General features: G+C 73.1%; 13 protein-coding genes. 7 read left to right on the top strand and 6 right to left on the bottom strand.

Annotated features, from left to right (window positions below; all coding sequences use genetic code 11):
- Positions 1–471: 471 nt before the first annotated feature.
- Positions 472–741 carry a hypothetical protein gene (locus K7G61_RS31120; protein WP_374204307.1) on the bottom strand — a complete coding sequence of 90 codons (270 nt, stop codon included), beginning with the start codon at positions 739–741 and terminating at the stop codon, positions 472–474.
- Positions 742–1,126: 385 nt separating this feature from the next.
- Here K7G61_RS31120 and K7G61_RS31115 point away from each other — a divergent pair, with 385 nt between their 5' ends.
- On the top strand, positions 1,127–3,340 hold the full coding sequence (locus K7G61_RS31115; protein ID WP_225850405.1) for a SpoIIE family protein phosphatase: 2,214 nt from the start codon (positions 1,127–1,129) through the stop codon (positions 3,338–3,340).
- Positions 3,341–3,398: 58 nt separating this feature from the next.
- Here K7G61_RS31115 and K7G61_RS31110 read toward each other — a convergent pair whose 3' ends face one another.
- The 3 genes from K7G61_RS31110 to K7G61_RS31100 form a co-directional block, all read right to left on the bottom strand.
- The gene (locus tag K7G61_RS31110) at positions 3,399–4,607 is read right to left on the bottom strand and encodes a type III polyketide synthase (RefSeq protein WP_225850404.1); all 1,209 of its coding nucleotides are present in this window, start codon (positions 4,605–4,607) and stop codon (positions 3,399–3,401) included.
- 386 nt (positions 4,608–4,993) lie between these two features.
- On the bottom strand, positions 4,994–5,596 hold the full coding sequence (locus K7G61_RS31105; RefSeq protein ID WP_225850403.1) for an O-methyltransferase: 603 nt from the start codon (positions 5,594–5,596) through the stop codon (positions 4,994–4,996).
- 95 nt (positions 5,597–5,691) lie between these two features.
- Positions 5,692–6,924: a lytic polysaccharide monooxygenase gene (locus K7G61_RS31100; RefSeq protein ID WP_225850402.1), complete on the bottom strand. Its 1,233-nt coding sequence runs from the start codon at positions 6,922–6,924 to the stop codon at positions 5,692–5,694.
- Positions 6,925–7,307: 383 nt separating this feature from the next.
- Here K7G61_RS31100 and K7G61_RS31095 point away from each other — a divergent pair, with 383 nt between their 5' ends.
- Both K7G61_RS31095 and K7G61_RS31090 read left to right on the top strand, forming a co-directional pair.
- Positions 7,308–8,540 carry a serine hydrolase gene (locus K7G61_RS31095; protein ID WP_225850401.1) on the top strand — a complete coding sequence of 411 codons (1,233 nt, stop codon included), beginning with the start codon at positions 7,308–7,310 and terminating at the stop codon, positions 8,538–8,540.
- 104 nt (positions 8,541–8,644) lie between these two features.
- Positions 8,645–9,247, top strand: a complete 603-nt coding sequence (locus tag K7G61_RS31090) for a sugar O-acetyltransferase (RefSeq protein WP_225850400.1) — start codon at positions 8,645–8,647, stop codon at positions 9,245–9,247.
- Between the two features lie 45 nt (positions 9,248–9,292).
- Here the strand turns inward: K7G61_RS31090 and K7G61_RS31085 are convergent, their stop codons facing one another.
- Complete coding sequence (locus K7G61_RS31085) at positions 9,293–9,511, bottom strand: cold shock domain-containing protein (RefSeq protein ID WP_225850399.1); 219 nt, start codon at positions 9,509–9,511, stop codon at positions 9,293–9,295.
- Positions 9,512–9,767: 256 nt separating this feature from the next.
- Positions 9,768–10,835: a LacI family DNA-binding transcriptional regulator gene (locus K7G61_RS31080; protein WP_225850398.1), complete on the bottom strand. Its 1,068-nt coding sequence runs from the start codon at positions 10,833–10,835 to the stop codon at positions 9,768–9,770.
- A 227-nt stretch (positions 10,836–11,062) separates the two neighbouring features.
- On the opposite strand from K7G61_RS31080, the gene K7G61_RS31075 reads away from it, so the two are divergent.
- The 4 genes from K7G61_RS31075 (at position 11,063) to K7G61_RS31060 (ending at position 16,119) form a co-directional block, all read left to right on the top strand.
- The gene (locus K7G61_RS31075; protein WP_225850397.1) at positions 11,063–12,316 is read left to right on the top strand and encodes an extracellular solute-binding protein; all 1,254 of its coding nucleotides are present in this window, start codon (positions 11,063–11,065) and stop codon (positions 12,314–12,316) included.
- A 79-nt stretch (positions 12,317–12,395) separates the two neighbouring features.
- Positions 12,396–13,385 (top strand): carbohydrate ABC transporter permease, encoded by a 990-nt coding sequence (locus K7G61_RS31070; protein WP_225850396.1) that lies wholly within the window; start codon positions 12,396–12,398, stop codon positions 13,383–13,385.
- Positions 13,382–14,251 carry a carbohydrate ABC transporter permease gene (locus K7G61_RS31065; RefSeq protein ID WP_225850395.1) on the top strand — a complete coding sequence of 290 codons (870 nt, stop codon included), beginning with the start codon at positions 13,382–13,384 and terminating at the stop codon, positions 14,249–14,251. The genes K7G61_RS31070 and K7G61_RS31065 overlap by 4 nt, the downstream gene beginning before the upstream one ends.
- A gap of 116 nt (positions 14,252–14,367) precedes the next feature.
- A complete protein-coding gene (locus tag K7G61_RS31060; protein WP_225850394.1) occupies positions 14,368–16,119 on the top strand; it encodes an amylo-alpha-1,6-glucosidase in 1,752 nt (583 codons plus the stop codon).
- Positions 16,120–16,739: the final 620 nt, after the last annotated feature.

Raw genomic sequence — 16,739 nt, 5'->3', positions numbered from 1 at the left:
GCTCCCCGGCCGGGAGCCGCCGCCTGTGGCGCCGCCTGTGGCGCGGTCGAGGCGTGGGCGGTCTGGAAACCTCCGGCGAGCGCGGACAGGGACAGCGTCAGGGCGGCGGCGACGGCGCCGATCGTCCAGCGGCGCGGCGGGCGGCGGTCGCGCCGGCGGCGGCGCGCGGTGGGCAGGCTCCGGTGCGGGTCGGTCACGGTGACCTCCGGTGGGGGGAAAGCACGGAGACGGTGGGGAGGGTGCGGGGACGTTCTCCGCTCAAGGGGCGTGGGAACGCTCCCATCGCACCGGCTGCGAGCGTAGGAAGGACCTGATGGGCCGTCAAGGTTTTTGTCGGATTCGGCGTTGACTCGTGTGTGAATACGTGGGGATCGAGCCGTGCGGCGAGCCCGGCGGCGCATCCGTGCGGGCCGTCCCGTGGTCCCCGGTGGACTCGTCGCGCACCCGCGGGGATCACGGGGCGGGCCCCGGTCAGGGCGAGTCGGCCTGCCAGTCCCAGTGGAGGGGGTCGGCGCGGCGGGGGCCGTACCAGCACTTGCCGCCCGCTCCGTACGAACCGATCTCGGTCGTGAGCGCTGCGCCTTCCGCCCTGTCCGCGGCGCCCCATCCGGTGACGTCCAGGAGGAGGCCGTCGAGCGGGCCGCCCGTGAGTTCCACGTAGTCGCGGCCCGGCCGGGGGCCCGGATCGGGATCGTCGTGATCGGCGCCGTACACACGCCGCTGCATCCACCTGGCATCCATGTCGGGCAGCTTGCCAGCCGGCACCGACATCCGGACCGCCGTACCCGGGGCGCGACGGCCAAGGCCGTACGGGAGCGCGTACATCACAGGGGAGCGTCCCCGGCGCCTCGACCCACCGCACGCGGGATCCGAGGGCAATCGACGCGGCGCGGCGCCCGCCCGGGCGCTCCCCGCGCCCGGGCACACCGGGTCCGTACGCTCTGTGACCGATTCGGCGCGCACTGCGCACGGACGCCGTGTCCGGCCCTCGCGACCCCTGATCGACGGCGCCTTTATGGGATGAAAACGGCATATGTGCTATGCAGGAAGGGAGCGGTATCTCGGGGTGTGACCGCACTGACTCGGGAAGCAGTCCGGCACACACCGGATCGGCGAGTGAGAGCGCATGGACCCGATACGACCGTCCCCGTCGCCCGTCGAGTTGGTCAGCAGCGCCCTGGCCGACTTCGCTCCGGGCGCTGCTCCGGGCGCCGCCGAGGAACCGGCGGACGAGCTTGCCGAGGAGCCCGCGGACGGGCCCGCCGAGGAGTCCGCCGAGGAGCCGCGGCCCGAGGGCGGGCAGGCCGCGTCCCGGCCCGGGACGAGCGGGCAGGAGCAGATCCTCGGGGCGGTGACCCTGGACCGCGATCTGCGCATCGTCGACTGCAGCCTGCCCGCGGTCCCCTTCGAGGGCCTGCGTGCCGAGCCGGGCACCCCCTTCACCGGACTGCTGCCTCCCCAGGACGTGCCGACCGTCACCCAGCGGCTGCGGCACGTCGCCGAGACGCGGGAGGCCCACGTGGCCCGGGTGCAGCGGCTGCGCCGGGAGGACGGCTCCGACCTGCTGGTGTCGTTGAGCATCCTGCCCGCGCCGGGGCCCGGCGGGGGGCTGACCGTCTCCCTGATCGCGATGGCCAAACGTCTGCACCTGTACGCCTCGGCCACCGCGATCGGGACCTCGCTGGACATCGGCGAGACCGCCAAGTCCCTCGCGCGTTCGCTGCTGTCCTGGGGGGACGTCGCCGCCGTCGACCTGGACTACGCGGTGTGGACCGGCGAAGCCGTCGCGGAACAGGCCCACGAGCGCATCCGGCTGCGACGCGCCGCGCTGGTCCCGGACCGGGCCTGGCCGCAGGACTTCCTGACCCCGGGGGACAACCTGCCGCCACAGGCCTGCCGGCTGCTGGCCGGCGCGGTCGAGCGGAACGACACGCCCGAGCCCGTCGTCCTGCCGGACCGGGACGCCATCGAGCACGTCCTCGGCGACCCGCGGCTCATCCGGGCCCTGGTGCCCGGCGACGGCCCGCTGAGCGTCGCCTGCATCCCGCTGGTCGTCGAGGGCCCCGACGGCCCGGACGACCCGATCGTGCTGGGCCTGACCGAGGTCTGGCGCCGCCCCGACCGCCCCTGGCACGACAGCGAGCTGCTCGACCTGCAAGAACTCGTCGAGAAGACCGCGCACCACGTCGACCTCGCCCGCCAGCACCAGCGTGAGCACGCCCAGGTCCTGGCGCTGCAGCGCCGCCTGCTCCCCCGCCCCGACAGCGAGACCATCGAGGTCGCCAGCGTCTACCAGCCCACCACCCCGGACAGCGCGGGCGTGGGCGGCGACTGGGCGCACACCTTCCCGCTGCCGGCCGGGCGCACCGCGCTCGTCGTCGGCGACGTCGTCGGGCACGGTCTCGGCGCCGCGGCGACGATGGGGCAGCTCAGCACGGAAGCACGCGCGCTGCTGTCGGCCGGCCTCGGACCCGCGGAGGCGCTGGCCTGCCTGGACCAGACCGTCGCGCTCCTGGACGACACCGACGCGGGGCTCGCCGCCGGCTACAGCGCGCTGGGCTCGACCTGCTGCGTCGTCGTCTACGACCCCGTAGGACACGACCTGGTCATGTCCAGCGCCGGGCACCTGCCCCCGGTCCTGGTGCGGCCCGACGGAACCGCGCGTATCCTCACCGGCCCGCCGCACCCGGGTCTCGGCACCCAGTTCGCGCTGCGCGAGCCGTTCGACGTCCACCGGGCCGCGGCTCCGCCCGGGTCCGTGCTGGCCCTGTACACCGACGGCCTGGTCGAGGACCCCGCGACGTCGATCGACGAGGGCATCGAGCGGCTGACGGACATGGTGCGGGGCATCCATCCCTGGGACGACCTGCGGCAGGCCGCACGCCGCATCGTCACCGCGCTGGCCCCGCGGGATCCCCGCCGCGACGACGTGACCTTGATGCTCGCCCGCGTGTCCGGCCGTCGCGAGCGCGACACGGCCACCTGGCACCTGCCGCCCACGCCCCGGAGCCCCGCCAGGGCCCGGGCCCTGGCGTCGACGCAGCTCAGGCGCTGGCACATCGGGACCCGGGCCCGCGACGACATGCTGCTGGTGGTCAGCGAACTGGTCACCAACGCCGTACGGTTCGGCGCCGGGCCGGTCGCGCTGCGGCTGGTGCGGGCGGGACGGCGCCTGTTGTGCGAGGTCACGGACAGCGGGAACGGCCGCCCCCGCCTGCACCGCGGCGACGTCCTGGACGACACCGGCCGCGGCCTCCTGGTCGTCCACAAACTCACCACCGGCTGGGGCGTGCGGTGGACCGCGACGGGCAAGACGGTCTGGGCCGAACTGGACCGCTGACCCGGCCCTCGCCCGGCCGGGGCCGGCTCGCACGGACCGGGGGCCGTGAGCCGGCCGGTCAGGACCGGCGGGCCGGTGTGCCGCCTCGGAGCCACTCCCCGTCCAGGGCCGTGGCGGTCAGCCCCGGCGCCGCCGCGTACAGGACGGTCGCCTCCCCGGGCTCGGGGCCGGCGTCGCAGGCGCGTCGCATGATGTCCAGCACCGCTGCCCCGCCGCGGTTCCCGCCGGTGTAGCTGTCCCGGCTGTGGGCGAGCAGTCCCGCGGGCCACCCGGCGGGCATCGTCTGCTCCATGTACTCCAGCACGCGCGTGCCGCCGGGATGCGCCAGCAGCAGGCCGGGGTGCCATCCGGGCCGGTCGTCCCCGTGCCGGTCGCGCAGCCACCGCCACATCGCGGCGACCGTCTCCTGCACGGCCCGCGGGCCCCGGCGGTCCATCACGAAGTGCGTGCCGTCGGCGCGGGTCTCCAGCCGGTGCAGGTCGGCGGTGCCGGGCAGGCTGTGGTGCCAGGCCGCGTCCACCCGCAGCACCGACTCGGCGCGCCGGCGGCCGGTGACCACGGCCGCCACGGCGGTGTCGGCGAACAGCAGCCGCACGATCAGCGACTCCAGCGTGTCGTCCGCGCTGTGGTACGTGGTGCTCAGCGCCTCCGATATGACGACCAGCACGACCCTGTCCGGGTCGGCGGCGACCAGGTCGGCGGCCAGTGCCAGCGAGCGGGTCCCGGCTATGCAGGCCCACTGGGTGGCCGGCAGCATCAGGACGTCGTCGCGCAGCGGCAGCCGGTTGAGCAGCGCCACGTCCAGGCCCGGCAGGGCGGGGGTCGTGGAGTGGCTCGTGATCAGGCAGTCCACGTCGCCCGGCGCCAGACCGGCGATGCCCAGGGCTTCGCGTGCGGCGCGCTCGCCGTAGTCCTGGACCGCCGCCCACGCCGGGGCGGTGCGCTCCTGGACGGTCTGCGGGGCCGGCACCCCCTCCAGCGCGGCGACGGCGCGCGCCACGGCCTCGTCGGTGAGGCCGCCGCCCGCCAGCGCCGCCCGGGCCTCGGCCGCGGAAGTGCCGAGGAGGCCGCCCCGGCCCGGCGCGACGGCCGCTTCCAGCGGAAGCATCCAGCCGCGGGAGGTGATCCCGATGCTCGCGGCGATGCCGTCGATCCGCGGCAGCCACGGCGCCCGCGGGTGCCGGTCCCGCACCTGCGCCAGGATCTGCTCGGTGTGCACGGCATGCTCCCCCTGCACGACGGCAGGCGGACACACATAGGCGACCACGGCCCGTTCCCTTCTCCGACCCGCTGAGAGCTGCGAAATGGATCACATGCGGGTGATTACCGGGATGTGTTCCATTTAGCCGTTCATGCACCTTACTTCGGGATTCCCCAAGCGCCTGTAACGCGCGGCACTTTGCCGGCGCCGCTTCGAGTGACGTCGCTCACCCGTCCGCTCGGCGGGTCGGACCGCGAGGAGGGGCGCGCCGGAGCCCGCGGGGGGACCGGGGATCGGCGGGGGTGGTCGGACGACGACCCGGCGGCAGGTCGCCCGCGGTCCGGGGCGACGTCAGGCAGTGGCCCGCACAGGGCGGTTGACGGCCGCGGCGGGGCCGGCGACGGTGAGGGTTTCTCGCGTGGGCGCCGGGTGGCGCCGGGTGCTGCCGGGTGTCAGCCGGCGGGAAGCCGGGTGCCGACGATCACGGCGAGGTCGGGTGCCAGGCGCAGTTGCGTGGCTTTGAGCGCGGGGTGTTCGAGCCAGTGGAGCCGCGGCAGGTCGGGGGCGCCGCCGAAGCGGGGCGGCCAGGTGGTGGCCGGGGTGAAGTCGTCGATCACGACCGTACCGCCGGCGGCGAGCAGCCGGGCGGGGTCCGCGGCGCCGTCGCCCTTGCCCTGGCCACCGCCGTCGAGCACGAGCAGGTCGTACGGGCCTTGCTCCTCGATGCGCCGCCAGTCGCCCTGGACGACCTCGACGCGGTCGTCGTCCCGGAAGATGTCCGCCGCGGCGCGGGCCCGCTCCGGATCGCGCTCGACGCTGATCAGCCGCGCGCCCGAAGGCGCGCCCGAGGCGAGCCAGGCGAGGCCGACTCCGCAGCCCGTCCCGGTCTCGGCGATGCGGTGGGCCGCTCCGGCGGCCAGGACCTGGAGCAGGCGCCCCTGTTCGGGCCTGCAGGAGTACGCGAAACCGTGCGCGCGCGAGACCGCGACGGCCCGCCGGACCAGCGCGGGCAGGACGTCGCCGTCCCGGTAGGCGTCCGTTCCGCGCAGCGACATGCCGTGCATTGTCCCGCCCGTCCCACGGGGGGCGTTCCCCGGGGGCCGGGTGGCGGGGCGCGGTCGCGCCCCGCCACCCGGGCCGGTTCAGACGGTCACGAGAAGGAGCAGGTGATCGGCCCGTTGGGCGTGTTGACACCTGCCGAGGTGGCCGTGAAGCCGAACGTGGTGTTGCCGTCCGGCGCGATCGTGCCGTTGTAGGCGGCGTTGGTCACGGTCACGGAGTTCCCACTGGTGGTCAGGTTGCCGTTCCACAGTTGGGAGATCTTCGTCCCGTCGCTCAGCGTCCAGTTGACCGTCCAGTGACTCGACGGCGAGGTCCCGTGGTTCATGACCTCGATCTGGCCCTGGAAACCGCCGCTCCAGGCGCTGTTCACCGTGTACATGGCCATGCACGAGCCGTCACCGGTGCCGCCGGTCGTGCTGCCGGACGTCGAACCGGACGTGGTCCCGGCCGTCGTACCGGACGTCGAACCGGACGTCGTACCGGACGTGGTGCCGGACGTCGAACCGGACGTCGTACCGGACGTGGTGCCGGCCGTGGTCCCGGACGTCGAACCGCTCGTGGTGCCGGACGTCGTGCCGGACGTGGTCCCGCCGGTGGTGGTCCCGCCGCCGAGGTGGATGCCGGTGACCTCGCCGTTGCCGCCGTCGAAGGCGATGTCGGAGCAGGAGAAGAAGTTCTCGTTGCTGTCCGAGCGGACCCACTGGATGAAGAGCATGGCGTCACCGGAGCGGCCGGAGGGAAGCGCCTGGTCCCAGTAGTAGTGGCCGTCGATGGTGCCCGGGCCGCCCTGGCGGGGCGGGTCGGTGACGCTGCCGATCTGCTGCAGGTCGGCCCACGCCAGCGGAGTGGTCGGCGACCAGCCCTGCTTGGTGACGTACACCCGGAAGGTGCCCGGGTGCAGCGCCCAGTCGCTGTACGACACCTGGATCGTCGAACCCGACGTCAGGTGCGTGCGCGGCCAGTCGTCGCGGGCCGCGTTGTAGGCGGAGAAGTCGTACGGGGCCTTGTTGCCCGCGCTGCAGATGGTCCCGTCGGGCACGTAACCCTCGCCGCGGCCGCCCGCGTTGGAGTCGAGCACGGCGAACCAGTTGTACAGCGGAGTCGTACCGCTCTGCGCGACCGCGGCGGCGCAGGCCGGGTTGGTGGGGTTGAGCGCGCCCGTGGACGTGACAGCGTCCTCGTAGCACAGGTACGTACGGGAACCGGGCATCATCGCGACGCCGTGGGCCTGGGCGGAGCCCTGGCTGAGGACGACCACGCCTATGGCCGCGAGCAGCGTGGCGAGCCCGGTGAGGAGCGAGAGTGTACTTCGCCTCTTCAAGGTGGGTGACCTTTCCGGCAGCGTCCCGGGGCCATGGGCCACCGAAGCCGGGTCCCCGGGGCGTGGTGGGGGGAACAATCAACATGGGAGCGCTCCCATATTGTTGCGAACATAACAGTCCCTCAGCAGCGTGTAAACAGCCCGGACCGGCGCCTCCGCATGAGCCGCCCCGCACCCGCTCCCGCCCCGGCCCGGGGCGGGCCGGGGCCGCCCCGCCGAGCGCGGGGGCAGCCGTTCGGGGGCTCCGCTCGGGCCGAGGGGACGGCCGGTGGGCTCTGCCGGGGGTTTGCCCCCGGTGGGGCCGGTGGCCTGCTCCATGTCGGCGTACGTCCCCGGCCCGCTTGACTGGTGCCCGGTGGCGGCGACGAGGGAGAGGGAGCTTCATGACGGTGCGGACGAGGACGCTGAAGGGGGCCGTTCTGGCAGGGGCCCTGCTGGCCGTGGGCCCGACGGCGGCCGTGGCCGGCGTGCCCGGCGCGGCGCCCCGGCCCCACACGGCCGGGCACTCCCGCTACTCGGCCGCATCCTTGCGGCGGGACGTGGCCCGGGTGCGGCTGGCGGGCGGCGGGGACGTCGGCGTGGTGGCCCGGGTGGACACGCCGGACGGTCCAATCCAGGCCCGCGCGGGTACGGCGGGCGCGGGGTCCGCGGCCCCGGTGCCGTGGGGCGCCGAGTTCCGGATCGCCAGTACGACCAAGACCTTCGTGGCCGTCGTCGTGCTCCAACTCGCCGCCGAGAAGCGGCTGTCGCTGGACGACACCGTCGAGCACTGGCTGCCCGGCGTCGTGGCGGGCCACGGCAACGACGGACGGCGGATCACCGTGCGGGACCTGCTGCGGCAGACCAGCGGGCTGTACAACTACACCGACGATCCGTCCGTCCAGGGACTCCTGCGGGACCCCGACGCCAACCGGTACAACGACACCCCGCCCGCCGACCTCGTCGCGATCGCGATGAGGCACCCGCCGCTGTTCACCCCGATCCCCGGCGGCGGTCCGCGCTGGGCGTACTCCAACACCAACTACCTGCTGGCGGCGATGGTCGCGGAGAAGGCCGGCGGGACCACCTGGCGCGAGCTGGTCGAACACCGCGTCATCGCGCCGCTCGGCCTGCGCCACACGTCGATTCCGGGCGCGAACCCCTTCCTCCCCGAACCGCACGCGCGGGTGACGCTCACCACCGCCGACGGCTCACGGCTGGACCTCACCGACAACAGCTTCCAGCACACCGCCGATTCGGGCGTCGTCAGCACCACCGCGGACCTCGACACCTTCTTCCGGGCACTGGCCGAGGGCAGGCTGCTGCCGGCCGCCCAGTGGAACGAGATGCGGCGGACCGTCCGGCGGACCGACGACCCGGAGGACGTCAGGGAACAGCCGCTGGGCGACTACGGTCTCGGGCTGCGGGCGATACCGCTCTCGTGCGGGGGTTCGTACTACGCGCACGAGGGTGACGGCGTGGGCGTCTACACCCGCCCCGCCGTCACCGCCGACGGGCGGCGCGCCGTGACGGTCTCCATCACCACCACGTCCGCGCCGGCGGACCTGCCGACCCTCAACAGGGCCACCAACGCCCTCATCGACCACGCCCTGTGCGCCGGCCGACCCCGCCGGTGAGCGCACGCCCCTCGCACGTAGCCTCGTGGGCGTCGTAGGCGTCGTAGGCGTCGTGGGCGTCGTAGGCGTAGGCATAGGCGTCGGACCGAGGAACGGGGTGTTCTGTGTCGCAGACCGATGAGGAAGAAGTCCTGGCCAGGATCCGCGGGGGACTTGTCTACACGGAGTCCGAAGCGGCCTTCCAGGCTCCCCGGCGCCGCACCGAGGAGATCTTCGCGTACAACCACACGCCACCGGGCGACACGGACAGGCGCCGGGCGCTGCTCCTGGCGATCTTCGGCTCGGTCGGGGAGCGCACGGTGCTCCTGCCGCCGTTCCACGCCGGGTTCGGGAGCAACGTCCACATCGGTGACGACTTCTTCGGGAACGTGAACCTCACGTTCGTCGACGACGTCGAGATCCGCATAGGCGACGGTGTCATGATCGCCCCCAGCGTGACGCTGACCACCACCGGACACCCGGTGCACCCCTCGCGGCGGGCGGACTTCGGGCGGTTCTCCGAACCGATCGTCATCGAGGACAAGGTCTGGATCGGCAGCAACGCGGTCGTGCTGCCGGGCGTCCGCATCGGCTACGGGTCGGTCATCGGCGCAGGCAGCGTCGTCAGCCGCGACATTCCCCCCATGACGGTCGCGGTGGGGACTCCGTGCCGGGTACTGCGGCCCATCACGGACGAGGACCTCACGACGCGTACCACCGGACCCTGAACCCGCGGCCCCCGCGGCCCGGGGCGGCCGGGGCGGCGGTACGGCTCAGGGGATGACGCGCACCGCCACGTAGTCGTAGCCGTCCTGATCGGCCCCTGGACCTTCCCACTCCGCCAGAGTGACCTGCCGGCCCGGCACCAGCGCGCGGTAGCCGTCCATCTCGACGGCCGCGAACCCGGCCCAGCAGCCTCCCGGGGTCTGCGCGCAGTCGAGCACGCCCCAGCCTTCCTCGTCGTGCCACTCACGGACGGTCGCGGTCGCCATGGAGGACACGTTACGGGAAGGGCGGCCGGGATCCGGTGCGGATCCCGGCCGCCGCCCCGGACCGCACGGCCGTCACCGACCGACGTTCGGTACACGGTCACGTGGGTCCGGGTCGACTCAGCCCGTGGTCCCCGTGGTCCCCGTGGGCATGAGGACCGCTGGAGGCGTGGACGGTGGCCCGCCCCGGGCCGCCACTGTGCGCGGCCATCGCAGTCGAATCGATTGCGCGACGTCGGTGGGAGCGCGGCGGGGCGGGTCAGTCCCGGGAGGCGGTCGCCGTACGGCGCGCCGGGACGGCCGTCCGGGCCTGGCGGTGGGCGGATGCGGCGCCGGTGCTGGAGCGCAGGGAGATGGGCGGGGCGAGAAGGATGTGGCGGGGCGGGGTGTGGGGGGCGGCGATGCGTTCGATCAGCAGGGACACGGCCTTGTCACCCATGTCGAGGGCGGGGACGTCGGCGGCGGTCAGCGGGGGCCGGAAGTCCTCGGCCCAGGGCAGGGCGGCGACGCCGGTGACGGAGAAGTCGTGGGGCACGGCCAGGCCCGCGTCGTCCAGGGCGCGCTGGATGCCGGGCAGCGCGGCTTCGTTGATCGTGGTGACGGCGGTCAGGTCCGGGTGGGCGTGCAGGAGCGTCTCCAGGCATTCCTGCCCGGAGCGGGCGTCGTCGCCGCAGGGGACCTCGACGCCCTGCAGCGAGCGCTCGGCGATGGCGGCGTCGAAGCCTTCGCGGGCCCGGTGGGCCGGGCCGTAGCCGGCGGCGACGAGCTCGGGCGAGCGGTTGACCAGGGCCACCGTGCGGTGCCCGAGGTCGGCCAGGTGGCGGACGGTGTGCTGGATCAGGCCGGCGTAGTCGATGTCGATCCAGCACATCTGCTGGTCGCCCGCGGTGTGGCCGATGCCGACGAACGGCAGGCGGGCCTGCTGGAGTCTGCCCACGCGGGCGTCCTGGAGCCGGATCTCCATCAGGATGACCCCGTCGACCCGGCTTTCCGAGACCAGGCGTTCGAAGGACCGGTCGTGGTCGCCGCCGGAGGGGGACAGCAGGACGTCCAGGTCGGCGCGGGCGGCGGCGTCGACCACGCTGCCGACGAAGTCCAGTTGCATATGGGTCAGCCGGTTGCCCGCGGGCGGGATGACCAGGCCGATGGTGCGGGTCCTGCCCTCCTTGAGCGCCCTGGCGGTCGCGTTCGGCCGGTAGCCCAGCTCGTCGATCACATCCTGGATGCGCTTGCGCGTGGCCGGCGCCACGGGACGCTTGCCGCTGAGGGCGTACGACACCGTACTGCGCGACACACCCGCCCGCCGCGCGATCTCCCCGATGTTCATGCGACTCCTCAGTAGCACCTGCAGGGCGCAATGATACCGCTGGCGAATCGGTTCGCCGCCGATGGAACAAGAGGGCGCCGCGAGGTCTTGACGGGCCGCGCCCGTGGGCCTACGTTCACGGTCGAACCGATTCGCGTGGTCGGTGCGGGAGGCCGCCGCGGCCGAAGCGGCGGTCGTGCCGGTGCTCCCTGTCGCGGGGCAGGCACGTGGCGAAAGGGACAGGTGGCATGAACACAACCGCAAGGCGGCGGGCCGTCGTCGCGTCACTGGCCGTGGTGGCGGTGGCCGCCGCCGCAACCGGCTGCGGGTCGTCGTCGGGCGGGTCGTCGGGTTCGTCGGGTTCGTCGGCGTCCGGGGGCACCTACACCATATGGGACCCGTACCCGCAGTTCGACGGCGGTTCGGCCTGGGCGAAACTGCTCAGCGCGTGCGGGACCCAGGCGGGTGTGAAGGTCAAGCGCACGGGATTCGACACGAGCGACCTGACCAACAAGACCCTGCTGGCCGCCCAGCAGGGGAACACCCCCGATGTGCTGATCGTCGACAACCCGGTGGTCTCCACCCTCGCCGACGCGGGCGTCCTGACCACCACCGACGAGAACAAGGTCGACACCTCGCGGGTGGAGCCGAACCTGCTGGCCGCCGGCCAGAGCGGCGGCAAGACCTACGGGACGCCGATCGGGGCGAACACCCTGGCGCTGTACTACAACAAGGACGTCCTGAAGGCCGCCGGCGTCGACCCGGCCTCGGTCAAGGACTGGGCGTCGCTGAACGCGGCCCTGGCCAAGGTGAAGGCGGCGGGCAAGAAGGGCATCACGTTCTCCGCGATCGGTACGGAGGAGGGCAGTTTCCAGTTCCTGCCCTGGTTCTGGGGGGCCGGAGCGCAGCTCACCGACCTGAGCTCGGACAAGGCCGTGGCGGCCGTGTCGCTGTGGAAGGACTGGCTGAAGAAGGGCTACGCGCCCAACTCGGTGCTGAACAACACCCAGACCACGAGCTGGCAGGAGTTCGCCGCCGGCCAGTACGCCTTCGCCGAGAACGGCACCTGGCAACTGGCCAACGCCAAGAAGACCGGCTTCGGCTACGGCACCATCGCCATCCCCGCCGCCTCCGGCGGCACCGCGCCCGCCCCGACCGGCGGCGAGTTCGTCACCGTACCCGTGCAGAAGGACACCGGCCGCTACGCCGTCTCGGACAAGATCGTGTCCTGCCTGACCAGTCCCACGAACCTGCTGAACACCGACACGACGCTGTCGTACGTCGCACCGACGCAAGAAGTCCAGCAGCAGCAGGTCGCCGCCACCCCGGAGCTGAAGGTGTGGGTGCAGGCCGTGCAGGCGGCCAAGGGGCGTACCAGCGACAACCTCGGTACGAAGTACCCGAAGATCTCCGAGCAGTTGTGGGGCGCGGTGCAGGCGGCGCTGACCGGGTCCAAGTCGCCGCAGGACGCCATGTCCGCGGCGCAGTCCGCCGTCAAGTAGCGCCCGCGCCCGACCAAGGCCGCCGCCGGGCCCCGCCGCCGGGCCGGCGGGGCCCGTCCACCGAAGGACCAGAGCACCGATGAACACCACCGCACAGACCCCGGACGCCTCCGCGGCGCCCGGCCGGCCCGGGACGGCCCGGGCCGTCCCGCCGCCCGGCGCCACCGCCGGGCGGCGCAGCCGCGGGCCGTCCTCGCAGGCGTGGGCCGCCTGGGGCTTCCTGGCCCCGGTCGTGATCTACCTGGGCGTCTTCTACGCCTATCCGCTGTACCGCAACATCGACCTGTCCCTGCGCCACTACACGGTCCGCTCCTTCGTCCAGGGCGGGGCGCCGTTCACGGGCCTGGCGAACTACCGCCAGGTCTTCGACGACCCGACCTTCATGCCGGCGCTGGAGCACACCGTGGTCTTCACGGCGGTGTCGCTGTTCTTCCAGTACACCCTCGGGCTGGCCCTGGCGGTGTTCTTCGCGCAGAACTTCCGGCTGTCGGCGACGCTGCGGGCGCTGTTCCTGATCCCGTGGCTGCTGCCGCTGATCGTGTCGGCGTCCACCTGGTCGTGGATGCTCAACAGCGAGTCGGGCATCGTCAACACCGCCCTCGGCGGGCTCGGCATCGGGCCGGTGGACTGGCTGACCTCGCCCACGTGGTCGCTGGCCTCGGTGATCATCGCCAACATCTGGATCGGGATCCCGTTCAACCTGGTCGTGCTCTACAGCGGCCTGCAGACGATCCCCGACTCGCTGTACGAGGCGGCCGCGCTCGACGGGGCCAACGCCTGGCAGCGGTTCTGGCGGGTGACCTTCCCGCTGCTGCGGCCGGTCTCGGCGATCACCCTGCTGCTGGGGCTGGTCTACACGCTGAAGGTCTTCGACATCATCTGGATCATGACCAGGGGCGGCCCCAGCACTTCGTCCACGACCCTGGCCACCTGGTCCTACCGGCTCGGCTTCGGCAACCTCCTGCCGGAGTTCGGCCCGGGCGCGGCGGTCGCCAACCTGCTGGTGGTGATCGCCCTGGTCTTCGGACTGGTGTACATCCGCACCCAGCGAAAGCAGACGAACCCATGAGCGCTCCCGCCGACCTGGCCGCCCGGCCGTATCCCCCGGCACCGCGAAGGCGGGGGCGCCGGACCTGGTGGAAGACGGCGCTGGCGCTGCTGTTCACCGCCGTGATGCTCTTCCCCGTGTACTGGATGGTGAACGTCTCCTTCACCCGCGACCAGGACATGCGCAAGTCCCCTCCGTACCTCTTCCCGCGGCACGGCACCCTCCAGGGCTACCGGCAGGTGCTCGACCAGCAGCTCCCCTACCTCGGAACGAGCCTGGTCATCGGCCTGGGCACGGTCGCGGTCACGGTCGCGCTCGCCGCCCCGGCCGGCTTCGCCCTGGCCAAGCTGCGGCCGCGCGGCGCGGGTCTGGTCAGCTTCCTGATGCTGGTGGCCCAGATGATCCCCGGGATCATCATGGCGATGGGCTTCTACGCCATCTATCTCAGCCTGGGCTTCCTGCAGTCCGTGCCCGGCCTGATCGTCGCCGACTCGACCCTGGCGGTGCCCTTCGCCGTCCTGATCTTCACCGCCTTCATGTCCGGCATCCCCGGCGAGCTCCTCCAGGCGGCCAGGACGGACGGCGCCGGGACGCTGCGCACCTTCTGGTCGATCGTCCTGCCGATGAGCCGCAACGCCGTGGTGACCGTGTCGCTGTTCGCCTTCCTGTGGTCCTGGTCGGACTTCATCTTCGCCAGCACCCTGGACGGCGGGGGCGCGCACGAGCCCATCACGCTGGGCATCTACCGCTACATCGGCAACAACAACCAGGAGTGGAACGCGATCATGGCCACCGCCGTCGTGGCCTCGCTGCCCGCGGCCGCCATCCTCGTCCTCGCCCAGCGCTACGTCGCGGCCGGTGTCGCGGCCGGTGCGGTCAAGGACTGAACCGCACGACCGCGGCCACCCGCTGCCGCCTTCCGCACCACCCGCCCCGCGGGGGCCGGCCGCTCTCCGGGCGGCTCGCGCCCCTCACCGTCTTCCGAAGGATCGAGTCCCCGTCGATGACCGTCACCCCCAACGGCCCCGCCTTCAGCGTCCAGGAGATCCCGTTCAGCCACTACGGGTCCTGGTTCGGCATCTCACCGGTCATCGCCCAGCACACGCAGGCCCCCGACCTGCATCTGGTCTCGCACCAGAACGGCATGCACCCGGTGCTGCGCCTCACGCCGGCCCACCCGGGATCAGGCGCCCGCGCCCATGCCACCTGGCACGCCACGCCCACCTGCCTGACCTGGCGGGCGGACGGCGGGGTGGTCGACCTGGTCTACGAGGGCGCCGACACCGTACGGCTGCGCGGCCGGGGACTGGACATGCGGATATCCGCCGCCGCGACCGAGCTGACGCCGTTCAGCGGCACCTACTTCTACCGTGACCCCGTCGACGGCTCCTACCAGTTCACCTCCTACGAGACGGGCCGCCGTTACCGCGTCACCCCCCTGCGGGGCGACGCGGTGGCCGAGGGTGCGGAGGCGCTGGGCGGCGCGGACCGCAGCGTCACCCTGTCCGGCGCCGACGGGTCCGACGAGTGGGAGGCCGCCGTCGAGGAGATCGACAGCGCCCGGCGGCCGTACGCGGCCGGCGACGACTTCGCCGCCGTCACCGCGCGGAGCCAGGAGGCCTTCCGCGGCTTCGCCGACGCGGTCGCCGCCGGGCCGGCCGGCATGGCACCGGCCGCCGAACTGGCCGCGTACGTCCTGTGGTCGGCCACCGTACGGCCCGCCGGTCTCGTACGCCGCCCCGCCGTCCTGATGTCCAAGCACTGGATGGACAAGGTCTGGAGCTGGGACCACTGCTTCAACGCCCTCGCCCTGGCCCCGGCACTGCCCGAACTGGCCTGGCACCAGTTCCGGCTGCCCTTCGACCACCAGGACGAGACCGGGGCCCTGCCGGACTCGGTCACCCACTCCGAGGTGCTCTACAACTTCGTCAAGCCGCCGGTGCACGGCTGGGCTCTGCGGCGGATGCGCGAACGCCTCGCGCACCCGCCGACGCACGCCCAACTGAGCCAAAGCTACGACCAGTTGAGGCGGTGGACCGATTTCTGGCTGACCGCCCGCACCGCGCCCGGCCGACGGCTGCCCCATTACCAGCACGGCAACGACAGCGGCTGGGACAACGCCACCACCTTCGACGCCCACCGCGTCACCGTGACCGCGGACCTGAGCGCCTTCCTCGTACTCCAGCTCACCGAACTGGCCGAACTCGCCCGGTCGCTGGGCGAGCACGAGGAGGCCGGGGAATGGGCGCGCGCCGCGGACTCGCTGCAGGAGGCCCTCATCGACCAGTTGTGGTCCGGTACCCGCTTCCGCGGCGGCTCACCGGACGACGGCGCGCCTGCCACCGGCCGCAGCCTGCTGGACCTGATGCCCATCGTGCTCGGCGAGCGGCTGCCGCGCGAGATCGGCGACGCCCTCGCCGAACGCATCGCCTCCCACCTCACGCCGTACGGCCTGGCCACCGAGCATCCCGACTCGCCCCACTACGAGGCCGACGGCTACTGGCGGGGCCCCATCTGGGCCCCGTCCACCGTGCTCGTCGAGGACGGCCTGCGCCGCGCCGGCCACACGGGCCTGGCCGACGAGATCAGCCACCGCTTCCGGTCGCTGTGCGAGAAATCCGGCTTCGCGGAGAACTTCGACGCGCTCAGCGGGGAGGGCCTGCGCGACCGCGCGTACACCTGGACGGCGAGCGCCTACCTGCTGCTGGCCGACGACCACGGCCGCAGGAACGGGGCCGCGTCGGGGCGGGGCTGAGCCCGGGGGCGAAGCCGAGACGGGAGCGGGCCGGGAGGCGGGCTCGGGCTGCCCCCCGCGCGGTGCGGAATCGATTCGATCTTGAGGCTGCTCACCCCTCCGGCTCCTCAACCTGCGGGCGGGCAGGCGTATGTGCCGAATTCATTGACGCCTGCCGCGGCAGAACGTACGATCCGGGGCGGGCATTGGCGAATCGGTTCGACAACCGAATGCCCCTGCCCGCGTTTCCCGCACGTCCTTTGCACCTGTGCCTCCCCGCACATCCCTGCACGTCTGCCGGTACGGCACCGCGGAACGCACCGGGCGGGCCCGTCCCGTCCGGTGCCCGCCCGTGCGGACCGTACGGGGCGTCATCGCTTCACCTGCTCCCCCCACCGACGCGCCGGCGGGCGGCGGACCTCCCCGCCCGCATCGCACCGCCTCTGCGCCGGCGCCGCCTGGTGCCGACGCCGACGGCGCCGACACCAGGAGATTCGATGCATTCGAGCAGTCCGACGAGTTCGGCAAGTCCGGCGAGTCCAGCAAGTCCGAGGAAGGCGACGCCCAAGCGCGGCCGGTTCGCCGCCGCGGCGGCCACCCTCCTCACAGCGGCGTTCATGCTCGTGGCGCCGACCCACGGC

This window comes from Streptomyces sp. HPF1205, assembly GCF_020400825.1.
In the GTDB taxonomy this organism is placed as follows: domain Bacteria; phylum Actinomycetota; class Actinomycetes; order Streptomycetales; family Streptomycetaceae; genus Actinacidiphila.
The sequence above is the reverse complement of the archived record's forward strand: the minus strand, read 5'-3'. Positions and strand labels throughout refer to the sequence as shown.

What these genes read in the sequence shown, in the direction of transcription:
- K7G61_RS31060 (WP_225850394.1), top strand. Translation starts at nt 14,368, where the DNA reads ATGACCGTCACCCCCAACGGCCCCGCCTTCAGCGTCCAGGAGATCCCG.
- K7G61_RS31120 (WP_374204307.1), bottom strand. Translation starts at nt 741, where the DNA reads ATGGATGCCAGGTGGATGCAGCGGCGTGTGTACGGCGCCGATCACGAC.
- K7G61_RS31085 (WP_225850399.1), bottom strand. Translation starts at nt 9,511, where the DNA reads ATGGCGACCGCGACCGTCCGTGAGTGGCACGACGAGGAAGGCTGGGGC.
- K7G61_RS31105 (WP_225850403.1), bottom strand. Translation starts at nt 5,596, where the DNA reads ATGTCGCTGCGCGGAACGGACGCCTACCGGGACGGCGACGTCCTGCCC.
- K7G61_RS31080 (WP_225850398.1), bottom strand. Translation starts at nt 10,835, where the DNA reads ATGAACATCGGGGAGATCGCGCGGCGGGCGGGTGTGTCGCGCAGTACG.
- K7G61_RS31115 (WP_225850405.1), top strand. Translation starts at nt 1,127, where the DNA reads ATGGACCCGATACGACCGTCCCCGTCGCCCGTCGAGTTGGTCAGCAGC.
- K7G61_RS31065 (WP_225850395.1), top strand. Translation starts at nt 13,382, where the DNA reads ATGAGCGCTCCCGCCGACCTGGCCGCCCGGCCGTATCCCCCGGCACCG.
- K7G61_RS31075 (WP_225850397.1), top strand. Translation starts at nt 11,063, where the DNA reads ATGAACACAACCGCAAGGCGGCGGGCCGTCGTCGCGTCACTGGCCGTG.
- K7G61_RS31070 (WP_225850396.1), top strand. Translation starts at nt 12,396, where the DNA reads ATGAACACCACCGCACAGACCCCGGACGCCTCCGCGGCGCCCGGCCGG.
- K7G61_RS31095 (WP_225850401.1), top strand. Translation starts at nt 7,308, where the DNA reads ATGACGGTGCGGACGAGGACGCTGAAGGGGGCCGTTCTGGCAGGGGCC.